The sequence below is a fragment of the Mycobacterium sp. UM_CSW genome, assembly GCF_000455205.1.
In the GTDB taxonomy this organism is placed as follows: domain Bacteria; phylum Actinomycetota; class Actinomycetes; order Mycobacteriales; family Mycobacteriaceae; genus Mycobacterium.
Window position 1 is genome coordinate 98,582 of the sequence record NZ_AUWQ01000074.1, and the last position, 18,087, is coordinate 116,668.

Consider the following 18,087-nt stretch of genomic DNA (forward strand, 5'->3'; position numbering starts at 1 on the left):
GGAGCGCCCTTACTCATCGTCGTCATCGTCGCTCAGGGCCGCATTGACCAGCGCGTCGAGATCCATGTCGGCGATGTCCTTTTCGCTCGTCGCCGCGGGGGCCGACGGACCGCTGCCGTCGGCCTCGTTCGCTAACGCGAGCAGCAGCTCCAGCACCCCCGCCTGACGCAGGCGCTTGACCGGAATGGACCCGACGACGCGTTGGATCTCGGCCTCGCCGGGCGCGGCGGCCGGGGCGCTTTGCTCCGCCGTGCCGACGAGTTCGCGGTAGATGTAGCCGGCCAGCGCCGCGGAGTTCGGGTAGTCGAAGATCAGCGTCGGCGAAAGCCCCAGCCCGGTGGCCGATTTGAGCCGGTTGCGCATCTCGACGGCGGTCAGCGAGTCGAAGCCCAACTCTTGGAACGCCCGATCCGGATCGATGGACTCGGGGCTGGAGTTGCCCAGCACCGTAGCGATGTTCGAGCGGACCAAGTCCAGCACCACCGCCTGCTGTTCGTCCTCGGGCAGCCCCTCGAGGCGCTGCAGCAGAGCCGATTTCGACTTCGCCGCGGCCAGCGAGTCGTCAACCTGACGCCGGCTGGGCGCGTTGATCAAATCGACGAACATGGGCGGCAGGGTGCCGTTGTCGAACTTGACGCGCAGCGCCGCGAGGTCGATGTGGGCGGGCAACATGAACGGCTCGTCGACGATCAGCGCGGTGTCCATCAATTCCAGCGCCTCGTCGGAGGACATCGCGACGATGCCGTCGCGGCCGAATCGGGCCCGGTCGGCGGCGCCCAGGGCGCCGGTCATGGCGCTGGCCTGGTCCCACAGGCCCCATGCCAGCGAGACCGCCGGCAACCCGAGGTTGCGCCGGTGCACCGCCAGCCCGTCCAGGAAAGAGTTGGCCGCCGCGTAGTTGGCCTGGCCCGACGCTCCGGCCAGCCCGGCCATCGACGAGAACAGCACGAACGCGGAGACGTCGAGGTCGCGGGTGAGCTCGTGCAGGTTCCATGCCGCGTCGACCTTGGCGCGCAGCACCGCATCGATGCGCTCCGGCGTCAGCGACGAGATCACCGCGTCGTCGAGCACGCCGGCCGCATGAATCACGCCGGACAGCGGTCGCTGCACCGGGATATCGGCCAGCACCTTGGCGACGGCCTCGCGGTCCGCCGCGTCGCAGGCGACCACCTGTACCTGGGCCCCGGCCGCGGACAGCTCGGTCATCAGCTCCGCCGCGCCCGGTGCATCCAGGCCGCGCCGGCTCATCAGCACCAGGTTGCGCGCGCCGTGGCGGGTTACGACGTGACGTGCCAACGCCGAACCCGCCATGCCGGTCGCGCCGGTGATCAGCACGGTGCCCGCCACCCAGGCGTCGGGCATGGTCATCACGACCTTGCCGACGTGGCGGGCCTGGCTCAGGTACCGCAACGCCGCCGGCGCGCGCCGCACGTCAAACCTGGTGACCGGCAACGGTTGCAGCACGTCGTCGCCGAACAGCGCGGCCAACTCGTCGAGCATCTCCCTGATGCGCTCGGGTCCGGCCTCGAAGAGGTCGAAGGCGCGGTAGCGCACACCCGGGTGGTCGCGGGCGACGACCTCCGGGTCGCGAATGTCGGTCTTGCCCATCTCCAAGAACACCCCGCCGGGGGCGACCAGCCGTAGCGACACGTCGACGAAATCACCCGACAGCGAGTCGAGCACTAGGTCAACGCCGCGGCCGCCGGTGATCGTCCTGAACTTGTGCTCGAAATCGAGGCTGCGGGAGTCGGCGATGTGGTCGTCGTCAAAGCCCAGGGCCCGCAACGTGTCCCATTTGCCCCGGCTGGCCGTCGCAAACACCTCCAGGCCGAGGTGGCGGGCCAGCTGCACGGCGGCCATGCCCACCCCGCCGGCCGCGGCGTGCACGAGGACGCGCTGGCCCGGCTTGACGCCCGCGAGGTCGACCAGCGCGTAGCGGGCGGTGGCGAACACCACCGACGCCGTCGCGGCCGCGGTAAGTGACCAGCCGGCCGGCACCTTGACCAGCAGCCGCTGGTCGGTGATGGCGATGGTCCCGGTCCCGTCCGGGAACAGGCCCATGACCCGGTCGCCGACGGCGAAACGGCCGCTGTCCGGGGCAGTTTCGACCACGACGCCGGCGGCCTCGATGCCCATCACCGCGTCCGGGTCGGGGTAGAGGCCGAGCGCGATCATCACGTCGCGGAAGTTGGCGGCGATGGCCGACAGGGCGACCCGGACCTGGCCCGGGCCGAGCGGCGCAACGTGCTTAGAGGCGTCGGGGATCCGCTCCAAGCGCAGGTTCTCGATGGTGCCGTAACTGCTCATGCCCAGCCGCCACGGGCCGTCGTCGGGCGGCACCAACAGGCCGCCGACGGCGCGGCTGCCGTGCACCCGCGCGGTGAAGACGGTCCCGTTGCGCAGCAACACCTGCGGCTCGCCCGGCGCCAAGACGGCCGCCACCGCGTCAGCGTCCAGCGGCACATCGGTGTCGACGAGCACGATGCGGCCAGGGTGCTCCGTCTGCGCCGAGCGCACCAGGCCCCACACCGCCGCGCCCGCCAGATCGGTGACGTCCTCCCCCGGCAACGCCATGGCGCCGCGGGTCGACACCACCAGCGTTCCCGCCCCGTCGCGCGAGAGCCACGACTGCAGCACCGGCAGCACCGCGCGCGTCGCCGCGTGTACCTCGGTGACGACGTCCCCGGCGACGGGTGCCGATTCGAAAAGCACAGCCGAAGTGTCCTCGAATCCCGTTGCACCCCAGGCACATAACTCGACCGGTTGGACCGCGGACAGCGGCTGGGCGGACCAGACGACCTCGAAGAGCCGGTCGGGTCCCGAACTCGACACCGCGGCCAGCAGCTGCTGATCGGTCACCGGCCGGGCCACCATCGACGCCACCGAGAGCACCGGCAGCCCCAAGCCATCGGCCAATTCGATCGACACGGCCGACTCCCCCACCGGCACGATCCGCGCCCGTACCGCCGCCGCGCCCGCCGCGTGCAGCGACACCCGCTGCCACGAGAACGGCACCAGCATCGACCCGTCGGGGAGCTCGCCCCCGTCCGACGCCAGGATCACCGCGTGCAACGCGGCGTCGAGAATCGCGGGGTGGACACCGAATCCGGCCACCGACACCCCGGCGACCTCGGGCAGCGCGACTTCGGCGAACACCTCGTCGCCGCGGCGCCACATGGACGTCAGGCCGCGGAACGCGGGCCCATACCCGTACCCCCGCTCGGCGAGCCGCTCGTACCCGTCGCCGATATCCACGGGCACCGCGCCTACCGGCGGCCACGCCGACAGATCCGCGTCCGGTTGCACAGACCCCGCGCGCAGCACGCCCTCGGCGTGCAATGACCAGCCGGAGCCCGCTTCGGCGCGCGAGAACACGGACACCGAGCGGGCGCCCGAATCGTCCGCGCCGCCGACGACGACCTGAACCGCGACCGACCCACCGGCCGGCAACACCAGCGGCGCCGCCAGATTCAGCTCGTCGACGACTCCGCAGCCCACCTCGTCGCCGGCCCGGATCGCCAACTCGACGAATCCCGCGCCGGGGAACAGCACGACGCCACCGACGGCGTGGTCGGTCAGCCAGCCTTGCGCGCTCGGCGACAACCGACCGGTCAGCACCACGCCACCCGAGGCCGGCAGCTCCACCACCGCGCCCAGCAGGGCATGCTCGCCGGCCGCCAGCCCCAGCCCGGCCGCGTCCGCGGGGGTGCCGTCACCGGCGAGCCAAAAGCGCCGCCGTTCAAAGGCATACGTGGGCAGCTCGACGAAGTTGGCCGCGCCGAGCGCGCCGCGCCAGTCCACGTCCACGCCGGCGACGAACCCCTGCGCGACGGCGTTGATCAGCGACGCCGGCTCCGGGCGGTCCTTGCGCAGGGCCGACATTGTGGTCACGACGGCGTCCGGCAGCGACTCCTCGATCGACGCCGTCAGCCCGCCGCTCGGCCCGACTTCGAGGAAGCGGGTGGCGCCGGCGGAGTGCGCGAACCGGACGCTGTCGGCGAATCGCACGGCTTCGCGGACGTGCCGCTTCCAGTACGCCACCGAACCGAAATCGTCGCCGGCCAGTTGCCCGGTCAGGTTCGACACGACCGGGATGGTGGGCTTGCCGACGACGAGCCCGCCCGCGACGGTTCCGAATTCGTCGATCATCGGATCCATCAGCGGGGAGTGGAACGCGTGGGACACGGCGAGTCGGTGGACGCGGCGGCCGTCGGCGCGCAGCCGGTCGGCGACCGCGGTCACCGCGTCGTCGGGGCCGGAAATCACCACGGAGGCAGGCCCGTTGACCGCCGCGATGCCGACGCCGGGCGTCAGCAGGGGCCGCACCTCCTCTTCGGTGGCCTGCACGGCGATCATCGCCCCGCCGGCCGGCAGCGCCTGCATGAACCGGCCCCGGGCGGCGACCAGTACCGCCGCGTTCTGTAGCGACAGGACACCGGCGACGTGTGCGGCGGTGATCTCGCCGACCGAGTGGCCCATCACGAAATCGGGCCGTACGCCCCAGGATTCGAGCAGCCGGAACAGGGCGACTTCCACGGCGAACAGGGCCGGCTGGGCGAATTCGGTGGTGCTCAGCAGGTTTTCGTCCTCACCCCACATGACGTCGCGCAGGGGCCGCAGCAGGTGCTGGTCCAACTCGCCCAGCACGGCGTCGAACGCCTCGGCGAACACCGGGTACGCCGCGTGCAACTCCCTTCCCATGCCGAGGATTTGGGAGCCCTGGCCCGGGAAGACGAAGACCGTCTTGCCGCCGGCCGTTGCCGTGCCGCGGATCACCGAACCGGCCAGCTCGTTCCGGGCCAACTCGTCCAACCCGGCCAGCAGGCCGTCGCGGTCACCGCCGACAACGACGGCCCGATGCTCGAAGTTTGACCGGCCCGCCAGCGACCACGCCACATCGGCGACGTCGAGTTCGGCGTGGCTGCGAAGGTGCGTCGCCAGCCGGGTGGCCTGCGACGCTAGGGCCGTCGCGGATTTCGCCGACACCACCCACGGCACCACCGGCGGCTCGGGGCGCTGCACGACGCGCTCCGACCCGGCGGGCGCCGCTTCGATGATCACGTGGGCGTTGGTGCCGCTGATGCCGAACGAGGACACCCCGGCGCGCAGGGCCTTGCCGTGTGCCGGCCAGGGCCGGGCTTCGGTCAGCAACGACACGGCCCCCAGCGACCAATCCACATGGGGGCTGGGCTCGTCGACGTGCAACGTGGCCGGCAACATCTCGTGGCGCATCGCCAGCACCATCTTGATCACACCGGCGACGCCGGCCGCGGCCTGCGTGTGACCCATGTTCGACTTGATCGACCCCAGCCATAGCGGTTCGGCGCGGTCGCGTCCATAGGTCGCCAACAACGCTTGGGCCTCAATGGGATCGCCCAACATCGTTCCGGTGCCGTGGCCTTCGACCGCGTCGACCTCGGCCGCGGACAGCCCGGCGTTGGCCAGCGCCGCCCGCACCACCCGCTGCTGCGACGGACCGTTGGGCGCGGTCAAACCGTTCGAGGCGCCGTCCTGGTTGATCGCCGAACCCCGCACCACCGCCAGCACCTGGTGCCCGAGGCGCTCGGCGTCGGACAGCCGCTCCACCACGAGCATGCCGCCGCCCTCGGAGAATCCGGTGCCGTCGGCCGCGCCGGCGTAGGCCTTGCACCGGCCGTCGGCGGACAACCCGCGCATACGGCTGAACTCGACGAAGATGTCCGGGGTGGCGTTGACCGTGACGCCGCCGGCCAGCGCCAGATCGGATTCACCCGAGCGCAGCGACTGCACCGCCATGTGCAAGGCCACCAACGACGACGAGCACGCCGTGTCCACCGAGACCGCGGGGCCCTCCAGGCCCAGCGCGTACGAAATGCGGCCCGACGCCACACTGGACGACTGCCCGGTCAGCCGGAAGCCCTCGGCGGCCGCCGGGGCGCCGATTCCGTAGCCCTGCGTGTACACCCCGGCGAACACGCCGGTGGCGCTGCCGCGCAATGCGCCGGGCTCGATTCCCGCGCGCTCCAACGCTTCCCAGGACAACTCGAGGAACAGCCGCTGCTGCGGGTCCATGGCCAGCGCCTCGCTGGGCGTGATGCCGAAGAAGGCGGGGTCGAAGCCGGCGACATCGTCGACGAAGCCGCCGGTGCGGGTGTAGCAGGTGCCCGGAACGTCGGGGTCCGGGTTGTACAGCCCGTCGAGGTTCCAACCGCGATCGGTCGGGAATTCCGAGAGCACGTCGCGGCCCTCGGTCAGCATGTCCCACAGGTCCTCGGGGGAATTCACCCCACCGGGATACCGGCACGACATGCCGACGATGACGATCGGGTCGTCGTCGGTGGCGCGGACCACCGGGGCGTGGCTGACCTCTTGCGGCGCTCCGGCGAGCTCGGTGCGCATGTAGCTGGCTAGGCCGTTTGGCGTCGGGTAGTCGAAGATCAGCGTGGGCGAAAGCGCCAGTCCCGTGGCGGTTTTGAGCCGGTTGCGCATTTCGACCGCGGTCAGCGAGTCAAAGCCCAACTCCTGGAACGCCTTGTCCGGGTCGATCGCCTCGGGGCTCGTGTTGCCCAGCACGGTGGCGATGTGCGAGCGCACCAGGTCCAGCAGCACCGCTTGCTGCTCGGCCTCGGGTAGCCCCTGCAGGCGATGCGCCAGCGCCGATTTCGACTTCGCGGCGGCCAGCGAGTCGTCGACGCGGCGGCGGGCCGGTGCGTTGACGAGGTCGCTGAACATCGGCGGCACCGCGAGGGCGTGGGCGCGCAGCGCGCCGAGATCGATGCGGGCGGGCGCCATGAACGGTTCATCGACGATCAGCGCGGTGTCGAACAACTCCATCGCCTCGGCCGACGTCAACGCCAGGATTCCGTCGCGGCCCAGCCGGGCGAGGTCGGCCTCGTCGAGCCCACCGGTCATCGCGCTGGCCTGATCCCACAGCCCCCACGCCAGCGATATCGCCGGCAGCCCGTGTGCGCGCCGATGCGCGGCCAGTCCGTCCATAAACGAGTTGGCCGCCGCGTAGTTGCCCTGGCCCGACGAACCTACCAGCCCGGCCATCGAGGAGAACATCACGAACGTCGACAGATCCAGGTCGCGGGTCAGTTCGTGCAGGTTCCACGCCGCGTCGACCTTGGCCCGCAACACCGCGCCGACGCGCTCGGCCGTCAGCGAGGTGACCATCGCGTCGTCCAGCACGCCGGCTGCGTGAATGACGGCCGAAAGCTTTGGCACAGTGGCGATCACCGCCGCCAGCGCGGCCCGGTCGGCCGCATCGCATGCGACGACCCGGACCGTGGCCCCCGCGGCCTCCAGCTCGGCGACCAGTTCGGCGGCACCCGGCGCGTCCGGTCCGCGGCGGCTCAGCAGCGCCAGGTCCCGGACGCCGTGGTGCGCCACCAGGTGGCGGGCCAGCGTGGCACCCGCCATGCCGGTGCCGCCGGTGATCAGCACGGTGCTTTGGCCGAGTCCAGAAGGCATCGTCATGACGACCTTGCCGACATGGCGGGCCTGGCTGAGGTAGCGCAACGCGGTGCGCGCGCGTCGCACGTCAAAAGTCGTCACGGGCAACGGCTTGAGCACCCCGGCGTCGAAGAGCCCGGCGAGCTCGAGCATCCACTGATGCATTCGGGGGCGGCCCGGCTCGAAGAGGTCGAAGGCGCGGTAGCGCACGCCCGGATATTCCTGCGCGATCGCGCCGGGGTCGCGGATGTCGGTCTTGCCCATCTCGAGGAACATGCCACCGGGGGCGACCAACCGCAGTGAGGCGTCGACGAATTCGCCGGCCAGCGAGTCCAGCACGATGTCCATCCCGGCCCCGCCGGTGGCCGCCCGGAACTTGTCCTCGAATTCCAGGCTGCGGGAGTCCGCGATGTGGTCGTCGTCAAGGCCCATGGCCCGCAGGGTGTCCCACTTGCCGCGGCTGGCGGTCCCGTACACCTCCAGGCCCAAATGCCGGGCCAGCTGGACGGCGGCCATCCCGACGCCGCCAGCCGCGGCGTGCACCAGCACCCGCTGGCCCGGTTTGGCGTCGGCCAGGTGGATGAACGCCATGTAGGCGGTGGTGAAAACGGCGGAGATGGCGGCGGCTTCGGGGTAGGACCAGTCTTCGGGCTTGTGCACCAGCAGGCGGACGTCGCCGGCGACCAGGGTGCCGCTGCCGTCGGGGAAGAATCCGTACACCGAATCGCCCACCGCGAAATCGGTGACGCCTGGCCCGACTTCCACCACCACGCCAGCCCCTTCACCGCCGAGCAGCGCGTCGTGGGTGAACATGCCCAGGGTGATCATGACGTCGCGGAAGTTCGCGGCGATCGCGCGCAGGGCCACCCGCACCTGCCCGGGCTGCAGCGGCGCCTCGGCGTCGGGCACCGGCTCCAGGCGCAGGTTTTCGAACGTGCCGGCGCTGCTGATGCCCAGCCGCCATGGGCCGTCGGCCGGAGGTACCAGCAGACCGTCGACCGCGCGGCTGCCCTGCACCCGCGGGTGATAATGCGTTCCGCCGCGGACCAACACCTGCGGCTCGCCGAGCGCGAGAACGGCGGCGATCGCCCGATCATCCAGCGGCGCATCGGTATCCACGAGGACGATCCGGCCGGGGTGCTCGGTCTGCGCCGACCGTGCCAGCCCCCACACCGCGGCGCCGGCCAAGTCGGTGACGTCCTCCCCCGGCAATGCCATCGCGCCGCGGGTGGCCACCACCAACACGCCGGAGTCATGCTCGGACAGCCACGACTGCACGGCGGTCAGCGCCTGATGCGTGCGCTCATGGGTCTGCGTGACCGGATCATGCTCGGCGGCAAGGGATTCGAACAACCGGTACGACGGCGTATCCCCGGCCGAGGCGGTCGCCGTCGCCGGCGACCAGTTCACCTCGAAGAGCCGGTCCGGGCCCGCACCGGACACCGCCGCGCGCAGCTGCTGCTCGCTGACCGGCCGGACCGCCATCGCCCGCACCGACAGCACCGGCAACCCGAGACCGTCGGCGAGCTCGATGGAAACCGCCTTGGAAACCGCCTTGGCCGCCGACGTACCTGCCGGCGCGATGCGCGCGCGCACCGCCGACGCGCCCGCCGCGTGAAGGGACACACCCTCCCAGGAGAACGGCAACACGACTTCGTCTGTCCCGCCGACGATTTGATGGCCCACCACCAGTGCGTGCATCGCCGCGTCCAGCAACGCCGGGTGCACTCCGAACCCGTTGACGCCCCCGGCGGCGTCCGGCAGCCGCACTTCTGCGAACACCTCGTCGCCGCGAACCCACGCCGCGGTCAGGCCCTGGAACGCGGGCCCGTAGCCGTAACCGCGCGCCGCCAGCCGTTCGTAGCCCTCGACCGGGTCGGCCGCGACCGCCCCCGCCGGCGGCCACACCGACAGCTCCGCCGTCGGCTCGACCGTCCCCTTGCTGAGCGTGCCCTCGGCGTGGCACACCCAGCCGGAGCCGGCGTCGTGACGCGAGAAAATCGACACGCTGCGCCCGCCGCCCTCGTCCTCGGCTCCCACCACCACTTGCACGGCGACCGAGCCCGACCCGGAATCCTTGGCGGGCAACATCAATGGCGCCTGCAGCGTCAGTTCGTCGACCGTCGAGCAACCGACTTCGTCACCGGCGCGGATCGCCAACTCCACGAACCCCGCCCCGGGGAACACGGCCACACCGGACACCGCGTGATCGGCGAGCCAGCCCTGCAGGCCGGGCGACAACCGGCCCGTCAGCAGCACGCCGCCGGAAGACGGCAGCTCGACGACCGCGCTCAGCAGCGGGTGCTCGCTGGCTCCCAGACCCAAGCCCGTGGCGTCGGCCGCGACGCCCTCCCCGGACAGCCAAAACCGGCGTCGGTCAAAGGCGTAGGTCGGCAACTCCACGAAGGCCGCCCCGTCCAACGCGCCGCGCCAGTCGACGCTCACTCCCGCGACGAACGCGGTGGCGGCCGAGGTCAGGAACCTCTCGAGGCCGCCGTCGTCGCGGCCCAGCGTGGGCACGACGATCGGGTCGGCGTCGCCGGCGCAGCTGTTGGCGGTGTCTTCGATCCCGGCGATCAAGGCCGGATGCGGGCTGGACTCGATGAAGGTTCGGAATCCGTGCTCGCACGCGCTGCGCACCGCCTGGTCGAACTGGACGGTCTGGCGGATGTTGCGATACCAGTAGTCGGCGTCCAATCCCGCCGTGTCGTACCGATTTCCGGTCACCGTGGAAAAGAACGCGGTGCGCGTGGACCGCGGCTCGATGCCGGCCAACACGTCGGCGAGCTCAGTCCGGATCGCCTCGACCTCGACCGAATGCGACGCATAGTCGACGTCGATCCGCCGGGTTCGCAGCTCCAGGTCGGCGCAGAACCCGACGAGTTCGTCCAGCGCGGCCCCGTCGCCGGACACGACGACGGCCGATCGGCCGTTGACGGCGGCGATGCTGACGCGATTTCCGTAGGGCGCCAACAGTTCCCGCGCCCGCTCGGTGCTGCACGCGATGGACAGCATGCCGCCGGGGCCGGCCAGCGACCTCAGCAGCTTGCTGCGCAACGTGACGACCCGGGCGGCGTCGGCCAGCGACAGCGCGCCGGCGACATAGGCCGCGGCGATCTCGCCCTGCGAGTGCCCGATCACCGCATCGGGACAGACGCCAACCGACTTCCACAGCTCCGCCAGCGACACCATCACCGCAAACAGCACCGGCTGCACCACGTCCACCCGGTCCAGGCCCGGCGCGTCGGGCGCGCCGCGCAGAACGTCGGTCAGCGACCAGTCGACGAATTCGGCAAAGGCATCCTCGCACGCCTGGATCTGTTGCGCGAAAACCGGTGCGGTGTCGAGCAATTCGACGCCCATGCCCAGCCATTGGGAGCCCTGGCCGGGGAAGACGAAGACGGTCTTGCCCGCGGCGGAGGCAGTGCCGCGAACCACCGAAACGGGTTCGTCTGCTGCCAGCTCATCCAGCCCGGCCAGCAACCGGTCCCGGTCACCGCCGACAACCACGGCACGATGCTCGAAGTCCGACCGGCCCGCCAGCGTCCACGCCACATCGGCGGCATCGAGATCGGCATGGGCGCGCACGTGCGCCGCCAAGCGGGCGGCCTGAGATCGCAACGCCGACGCCGACTTTGCCGACACCGCCCACGGCAGCGCCGCCGGCGCCGTGCCAGGCTCACGTTGCGGGGCCTCGGGCACCGCCTCGACGATCACGTGCGCATTGGTGCCGCTGATCCCGAACGACGACACACCCGCGCGGCGCGCGCGGCTCGCCGGCCAGGGCTGGTTCTCGGTGAGCAGCGACACCGCGCCCGCGGACCAATCCACGTGCGGGCTGGGCACATCGACGTGCAGCGTCGCGGGCAGCGTCTCGTGGCGCATCGCCTGCACCATCTTGATCACCCCGGCGACGCCGGCGCCGGCCTGCGTGTGACCCATGTTCGACTTGATCGATCCCAGCCACAGCGGGGCGTCGCGGTCTTGACCGTACGTGGCCAACAACGCCTGCGCCTCGATCGGATCGCCGAGCGTGGTCCCGGTGCCGTGACCCTCGACGACGTCCACGTCGGCGGCCGAAAGCCCGGCATTGGCAAGGGCGGCGCGCACCACCCGCTGCTGCGACGGCCCGTTGGGCGCGGTCAGCCCATTCGACGCGCCGTCCTGATTGACGGCCGAACCGCGCACCACCGCCAACACCGGATGCCCGAGCCGTCGCGCATCCGACAACCGCTCGACGACCAGCATGGCCCCGCCCTCGGACCAGCCGACGCCGTCGGCGGCGCCCGCGTAGGCCTTGCAGCGGCCGTCCGGCGCCAGGCCGCGGTGCCGGCTGAACTCCACGAAGACCGTGGGGGTGGCGTTGACGGTCGCGCCGCCGGCCAGGGCCAGGTCACATTCGCCCGTTCGCAGCGACTGCACGGCCATGTGCAGGGCCACCAAAGACGACGAACACGCCGTGTCCACCGACACCGCCGGACCTTCCAGCCCGAGCACATACGACACCCGGCCGGAGGCCACGCTGGAGGTCATGCCGGTGAGCCGGTAGCCCTCGATCTCCTCGGCCAACATGCCGTAGCCCTGAACGATGAGCCCGGCGAAGACGCCGGTCGCGCTGCCGCGCAGCCCACTGGGATCGATCCCGGCCCGCTCCAACGCCTCCCACGACAACTCCAGCAACATCCGATGCTGGGGGTCCATCGCCAGCGCCTCGCTGGGCGCGATGCCGAAGAACGCGGCGTCGAAGTCCGCGACACCGTCCACGAAGCCGCCGGTGCGGGCGTAGGTCTTGTGACGCGCGTCGGGATCGGGGTCGAACAACGCCGCGACGTCCCAGCCGCGATCGGTGGGAAAGTCGGTGATCACGTCGCGACCGTCCGCGGCCATCCGCCACAGGTCCTCCGGGGTCTCAACCCCGCCGGGGAACCGGCACGACATCCCGACGATCGCGATCGGCTCACTCGACCGCTCCAGCAACGCACGGTTGGTGCGCTTCAGGCGTTCCACCTGGACCAGCGCTTTGCGCAGCGCTTCGGTCGCATGCTGGAGTTGATCCATCACTAACCTCGCCTAACCCTCACCTGGCAGGTGGGCCGTCTGGTAACCGCCGTATGCGGCGTGTGCCGAGCGCCCCCGCCGAGTCACAGAAGTTGCTGCACGAATCGGTCGTGGATTTTTCGACCAGCCGACAACCTTCGTGCTGCTCTCCGACCCAAGAATGTCGCTCGTGAGTATGGCCAACTCCGGCAGGATTTCAAAACGTCCGATACTCCCGGCTACTAAAGGAGGAACGGCGTCGACCTCCAAACCCGAGCAAAAATGGCGCGCCGCCCATGGCGCGACTGTACTCGGCAACCCATCGGTGGTGGTCAAAGCCCAGTTAGACGCCCGCCCGGCGCCAACCGTCGGCGGCCCGGGCGGCCCGGATCAGCACGTCGCACAGCTCACGTAGCTCGGCCGGGGCAGCCCCCTCGTCGAGCGCCGTGGCGACGTCCTCCGCCGCGCATCGCACCTGGTAGACGCGATCCGACAGGTCGGCGGCGTCCTCGGCGGACAGCACCACCGCGTCGGCGGGCACGGCCCCCGCATCACCCCGATTCAAAGAGGCGCGTTGCTCGTAGGCGCGCTGCCGGCAGGACTGCCGGCAGTACTGGCGGCGACGGCCCATCCCGGCGTCGGTCACGTCGCGACCGCACCACCGGCATGGGTGGGGGCGGGCGCGGCGGGTCACGCCTGCCGACTTTAGTCGGCCTTAGTCGGCCATCCCGTATCATTGAATGTCGCGTCGCGTACGCCGCGTGTCGGCCTGGGAACTACGCGGGCCGTCATTACGTTTGCTAAACGGAAATTGCACCACAGCCCACAGGATCTAAAGGAGTAGCAGCCATGGCCGATCGCGTCCTGAGAGGCAGTCGCCTTGGAGCCGTGAGCTACGAGACCGACCGCAACCACGACCTCGCGCCGCGCCAGATCGCGCGGTACCGCACCGAGAACGGGGAGGAGTTCGAGGTCCCCTTCGCCGACGACGCCGACATCCCCGGCACCTGGCTGTGCCGCAACGGCATGGAAGGCACCCTGATCGAGGGCGACCTGCCCGAGCCGAAGAAGGTCAAGCCGCCGCGGACCCACTGGGACATGCTGCTGGAGCGCCGCTCCGTCGAAGAGCTGGAAGAGCTGCTCAAGGAGCGCCTCGAGCTGATCCGGTCGCGCCGCCGCGGCTAACCGCGGTTGTCGGCGCGGATCGCGCGGGGATGGGTGGTTCGCCCCTCGATGCCCCACCGGGTGACCTTGACCAGCGCCTCGCGGATGTTCGATCCGCTCATCTTGGAGACGCCGAGTTCGCGCTCGGTGAAGGTGATCGGCACTTCGGCAATGACGAACCCATTGCAGACGGTGCGCCAGGTCAAGTCGATCTGGAAGCAGTAGCCCTTGGAGTCCACGCCGTCCAGGCCGATCGTCTCGAGGACTTCGCGGCGGTAGGCCCGGTAGCCGGCGGTGATGTCGTGCACGCCGATGCCGAGCGCGACCCGCGCGTAGGTGTTCGCCGTCCAGGACAGCGCCCAGCGCCGCCACGGCCAGTTCCGCACCGCTCCGCCCTCGACGTAGCGCGAGCCGATCGCCAGATCGGCGCCGGCGTCGACCGCGTCCAGCAGCAGGTGCAGCTGTTCGGGCGCGTGGCTGCCGTCGGCATCCATCTCGACGAGCACCGAGTAGTCCCGGCTCAGACCCCAGGCGAAACCTGCCAGGTAGGCCGCGCCCAGGCCGTCCTTGGCGGTGCGGTGCATCACGTGGACGCGGTCCGGGTCGGCAGCCGCGAGGTCGTCGGCGAGCTGGCCGGTGCCGTCGGGGCTGTTGTCGTCGACGATCAGCAGGTGCACGTTCGGGCACGCCGCCTTCAACCGCCGGTGGATCACCGGGAGGTTCTCCCGTTCGTTGAACGTCGGGATGATCACCAGGACGCGCTCGCTGGGACGGTTGCCCGGGACCCGGGGCGCCGGCTGGCCGGTGGTCATGTAGCTCCTCTGTCTCGCCCGAAATCAGGTAGGCCGCCATCCTCGGGCGGATTGTCGTCATCGCCCGCGTCCGGCGCATTGCCTTGCGCTCTCTCCGGGTCGCCCTCGTCGGGCGGGGGTCCGCCCGGGGGCGTACCGGCGTCTTCCGATTCACCGGGAGGCCTGGACCTCCGACGAATCGGACGCGCGAACCATCCATTGTGCCGTATCCCGACCAGAATGACCGCTCCGGCCGCTACGACCAAAACCCACTGCACTATCGGGGCCCACCGGGTCGCCGGCGTCAGCTTCGTCTTGAGGCGCACCTGTATGTCCAGGTAGGCGGGCTCGAAGAAGTCGGTGCGGACCAGCTCGGCGCCGTCCGGGGCGATCACCGCGCTGATCCCGGTGGTCCCGGAGACCACGACGTAGCGGTCGTGCTCGACCGCCCGGACCTTGGCGAACGCCAGCTGCTGTTCGCTCATCGTCTTGTTGAAGGTCGCGTTGTTGGCGGGCACCGCCAGCAGCTGGGCGCCGTTCAGCACGGCCTTGCGCGGGGCCCTATCGAAGATGACTTCCCAGCAGGTGGACACCCCGACCGGAACCCCGGCGATGTGCACCACGCCGCTGCTTCGGCCGGGCACCATGTGTCCGGCCCGGTCGGCATAGCCGGAGAGGTGCTTGAACAGCCACGGCATCGGCAGGTATTCCCCGAACGGCTGCACGATCTCCTTGTCGTGGCGGTCGGCCGGTCCGCTGACCGGGTTCCACACGATCACCGTGTTGGTGTACTGCGCGTTGTCCGGCGGGCGGCCGGGCACGTCGAGCACCGTGCCGACCAGTATCGGCGCGCCGATCGCCGCGACGGCCCGCGCGACCTGTTCGGCGGCGTCGGGGTTGGCGAGGGGGTCGATGTCCGAGGAGTCCTCCGGCCAGATCACGAACTGCGGTTGCGGGGCCAGGCCGGCGCGCACGTCCTCGGCCAGCTGCTGGGTCTCGCGCACGTGGTTGTCCAACACCGCTCGGCGTTGCGCGTTGAAATCCAACCCCAGCCGGGGCACGTTGCCCTGCACCACGGCAACCGTGACCGAGGGTTCGCCGCCCGCTCCAGCGCCGGCGTGCCGCACCTGCGGCCAGATGATGACGGCGGCGAACAACACCAAACAGATGCAGACACCCGGCAGCACGACGGCCGGCGGCGCCGCGGGCTCTTTCGCGGCCGCTGCGCCGTCCGGGTGGCCCGTTTTCCACCACTTGACGATCTCCAGCGCGATCGCGGTCGCGCTGAATCCCACCAGCACGACCGCCAGGGACAGCAGCGCGACCCCGCCCAGCTGGACCACCGGCAGCAACGGGCCCTGCGCTTGACCGAACGCGACGACGCCCCAGGGAAAGCCGCCGAACGGGAAGATCGACTTCAGCCACTCCTGGGCCGCCCACACCAGCGCGAACCAGATCGGCCAGCCCGGCAGCCGCCGCACGATGACCGCGCACAGGCCGAACAGCGCTGGAAACAGCGCGCAGACGGCCGCCAGCACCAGCCACGGCACGGCGCCTACCAGAGTGCTGATCCACGGCAACAGCGGCGCATAGAAGGCCAGCCCGAACAGGAACCCATAGCCCAAACCGCCCGCCGGCGTCGTGGCCGGATGCTGCAGCACCCAGGCCAGCAGCGCGGCGGCGACGACGGCTGCCCACCACCAGTTCACGGCGGGAAAGCTGGCGAACAGCAGCAAGCCACCCACGATGGCGAGCGCCAGCCGCGGCAGGCGGGGGCGCAGCGCGGCCCACACGCCGGGGAGCTTTGCGATCACCGCCGCGCCAAGCCCCGCCGCCCTGCCCTTTTGGGTGGCCGTGCCCGCAGCGTCGGGCGATTCCGGCTCGGGTTCGGGTTCGTCGGTCGTGGCCGGTTCGATCTCGGCGGCGTCCTCATCCCGCTCCGATTCGGCCTCGTCGCTGATCGGGTCCTGGTCGGGAGGCTGGTGGCCGCCGAACCACTCCCTAGCCATGGATGACAGCGCCTCGATGCACCGTCCGGCGGCAACGCGGCAGCGCGTCGGTGGGGCCCAGGCACGGCAACGCCGGCACCCGGGAGCGGGGATCGGTGGACCAGCGCTGGACTGCGTCGCGGGGCGCGTGGACGTCGAGGGGCCCGGCGTCCCACACGGCGTAGGACGCGGGCGCACCGGGCACGAGCGTTCCCAACAGGCCGTCGCGGACGCCGCTCGCCCGCCAGCCGCCGCGGGTGGCAGCCGCGAACGCGGCCCGCGCCGACACCGCGCTGCCCGGGGTGCGGTGATTGACCGCCGCCCGCACGCTCGCCCACGGGTCGATGCCCGTGACGGGGGCGTCGGAACCGAGCGCGAGGGGCACGCCTTGGGATGCTAACAGCGCAAGCGGGTTGAGCCGGCTGCCTCGTTCGGCGCCCAGCCGCCGGGCGTACATGCCGTCGGCGCCACCCCACAGCGCGTCGAAATTGGGCTGCACGCTGGCGATGACGCCCCAAGCGCCGAGTTTGGCGGCCTGCTCGGCGGTGACCATCTCCAGGTGCTCGAGGCGGTGCCCGCAGCGGGCGACGGCAGCCACACCGACGTCGGCGACCACCCGTTCCAATGCCGCGACCGCCGCCGAGACGGCGGCATCGCCGATGACATGGAAGCCGGCCGTCACTCCCGCATGGGTGCACGCCCGGAAATGGGCTTCGATGACCTCGGGGTCCAGGTAGCAGGTGCCGTGGCGGTCCGGGGCATCGGTGTAGGGCTCGTGCAGCCAGGCGGTGCGCGACCCCAACGCGCCGTCGACGAACAGGTCGCCGGCCAGCCCGCGGGCGCCGGTCTCGTCCCGCAGCGCCCGCGCCTCGGCGGCCGTGGTCACCGCCTGGCCCCAATAGCCGACGATCTCGACGCCGCCGTCGAGGTCACGCAGGCCCAGCCAGTCGCCGAGCCCGCCGATCTGGGGACCCGCGCATTCGTGCACCGCGACGATGCCGGCCGCCGCGACGGCCCGCAGCGCGGCCGCGCGGGCCTCGGTCAGCTGCTGGGGCGTCAGCAGGTCGCGGGCGACAGCGCGGACCAGGTGGTGCGCGTCGCCCACCAGCGGGCGCTCCGGGTCGAAGCCGGTCGCCGCGGGGAGATCCGCGACGTGACGCCGCAGCGCCGTGGAGGCCAGCGCGGAGTGGACGTCGATGCGGGTCAGGTAGGCGGGCCGGTCACCGAGGACGGCGTCCAGATCGGCGGTGCTCGGCGGCGCGTTCTCCGGCCACGACGATTCGTCCCAGCCGTGGCCCCAAACCGGCCGGCCCGGGTGGGCGGCCGCGTAGTCGGCGACCAGCTGCAGGCACTGGGCGCGCGACTCGGCGGGTTGCAGGTTCAGGCCGCTGAGCGTCAGGCCGGTCGCGGTGAGGTGCATGTGGCTGTCCACGAACGCCGGCGCCACGAAGCCGCCGTCCAGGTCCGCGATGTCGGCGCCCGGGAACTGGCTGCGGCCGACGTCGTCGCTGCCCAGCCAGGCGATGACGTCGCCGCGGACCGCCATGGCGGTGGCGTCGGGGTGGGTCGGGCTGTGGACCCTCCCGTTGACCAGCAGCGTGATGTCGTCGGTCACAGGCCAAAACTACGTGTGGCTGTGCCTAGGGCAATCAATCCCAGCCCGGCGACGATGC

4 protein-coding genes and 1 pseudogene are annotated in these 18,087 nt (G+C 71.2%); 1 reads left to right on the top strand and 4 read right to left on the bottom strand.

Annotated features, from left to right (window positions below; genetic code table 11):
* Positions 1 to 9: 9 nt before the first annotated feature.
* Together N415_RS23375 and N415_RS32315 are read right to left on the bottom strand one after the other, a co-directional pair.
* Positions 10 to 12,495, bottom strand: coding sequence for a type I polyketide synthase (locus N415_RS23375; RefSeq protein WP_068187165.1), 12,486 nt, complete (start codon positions 12,493 to 12,495; stop codon positions 10 to 12).
* A 319-nt stretch (positions 12,496 to 12,814) separates the two neighbouring features.
* A complete protein-coding gene (locus tag N415_RS32315; protein WP_081665453.1) occupies positions 12,815 to 13,165 on the bottom strand; it encodes a hypothetical protein in 351 nt (116 codons plus the stop codon).
* A gap of 155 nt (positions 13,166 to 13,320) precedes the next feature.
* Here N415_RS32315 and rbpA point away from each other — a divergent pair, with 155 nt between their 5' ends.
* Positions 13,321 to 13,656 (top strand): RNA polymerase-binding protein RbpA, encoded by a 336-nt coding sequence (gene rbpA, locus N415_RS23385; protein WP_067015244.1) that lies wholly within the window; start codon positions 13,321 to 13,323, stop codon positions 13,654 to 13,656.
* On the opposite strand, the pseudogene lnt reads toward rbpA, so the two are convergent.
* Both lnt and N415_RS23400 read right to left on the bottom strand, forming a co-directional pair.
* Positions 13,653 to 16,240 (bottom strand): annotated as a pseudogene (gene lnt / locus N415_RS23395) (apolipoprotein N-acyltransferase). The gene rbpA and the pseudogene lnt sit on opposite strands and share 4 nt — an antisense overlap.
* Before the next feature lie 187 nt (positions 16,241 to 16,427).
* The gene (locus tag N415_RS23400) at positions 16,428 to 17,960 is read right to left on the bottom strand and encodes an amidohydrolase family protein (protein WP_152531541.1); all 1,533 of its coding nucleotides are present in this window, start codon (positions 17,958 to 17,960) and stop codon (positions 16,428 to 16,430) included.
* Positions 17,961 to 18,087: the final 127 nt, after the last annotated feature.

Excerpts from the sequence above, each read along its gene's own strand:
- rbpA (WP_067015244.1), top strand. The coding sequence starts at position 13,321 with ATGGCCGATCGCGTCCTGAGAGGCAGTCGCCTTGGAGCCGTGAGCTAC.
- N415_RS23400 (WP_152531541.1), bottom strand. The coding sequence starts at position 17,960 with ATGGCGGTCCGCGGCGACGTCATCGCCTGGCTGGGCAGCGACGACGTC.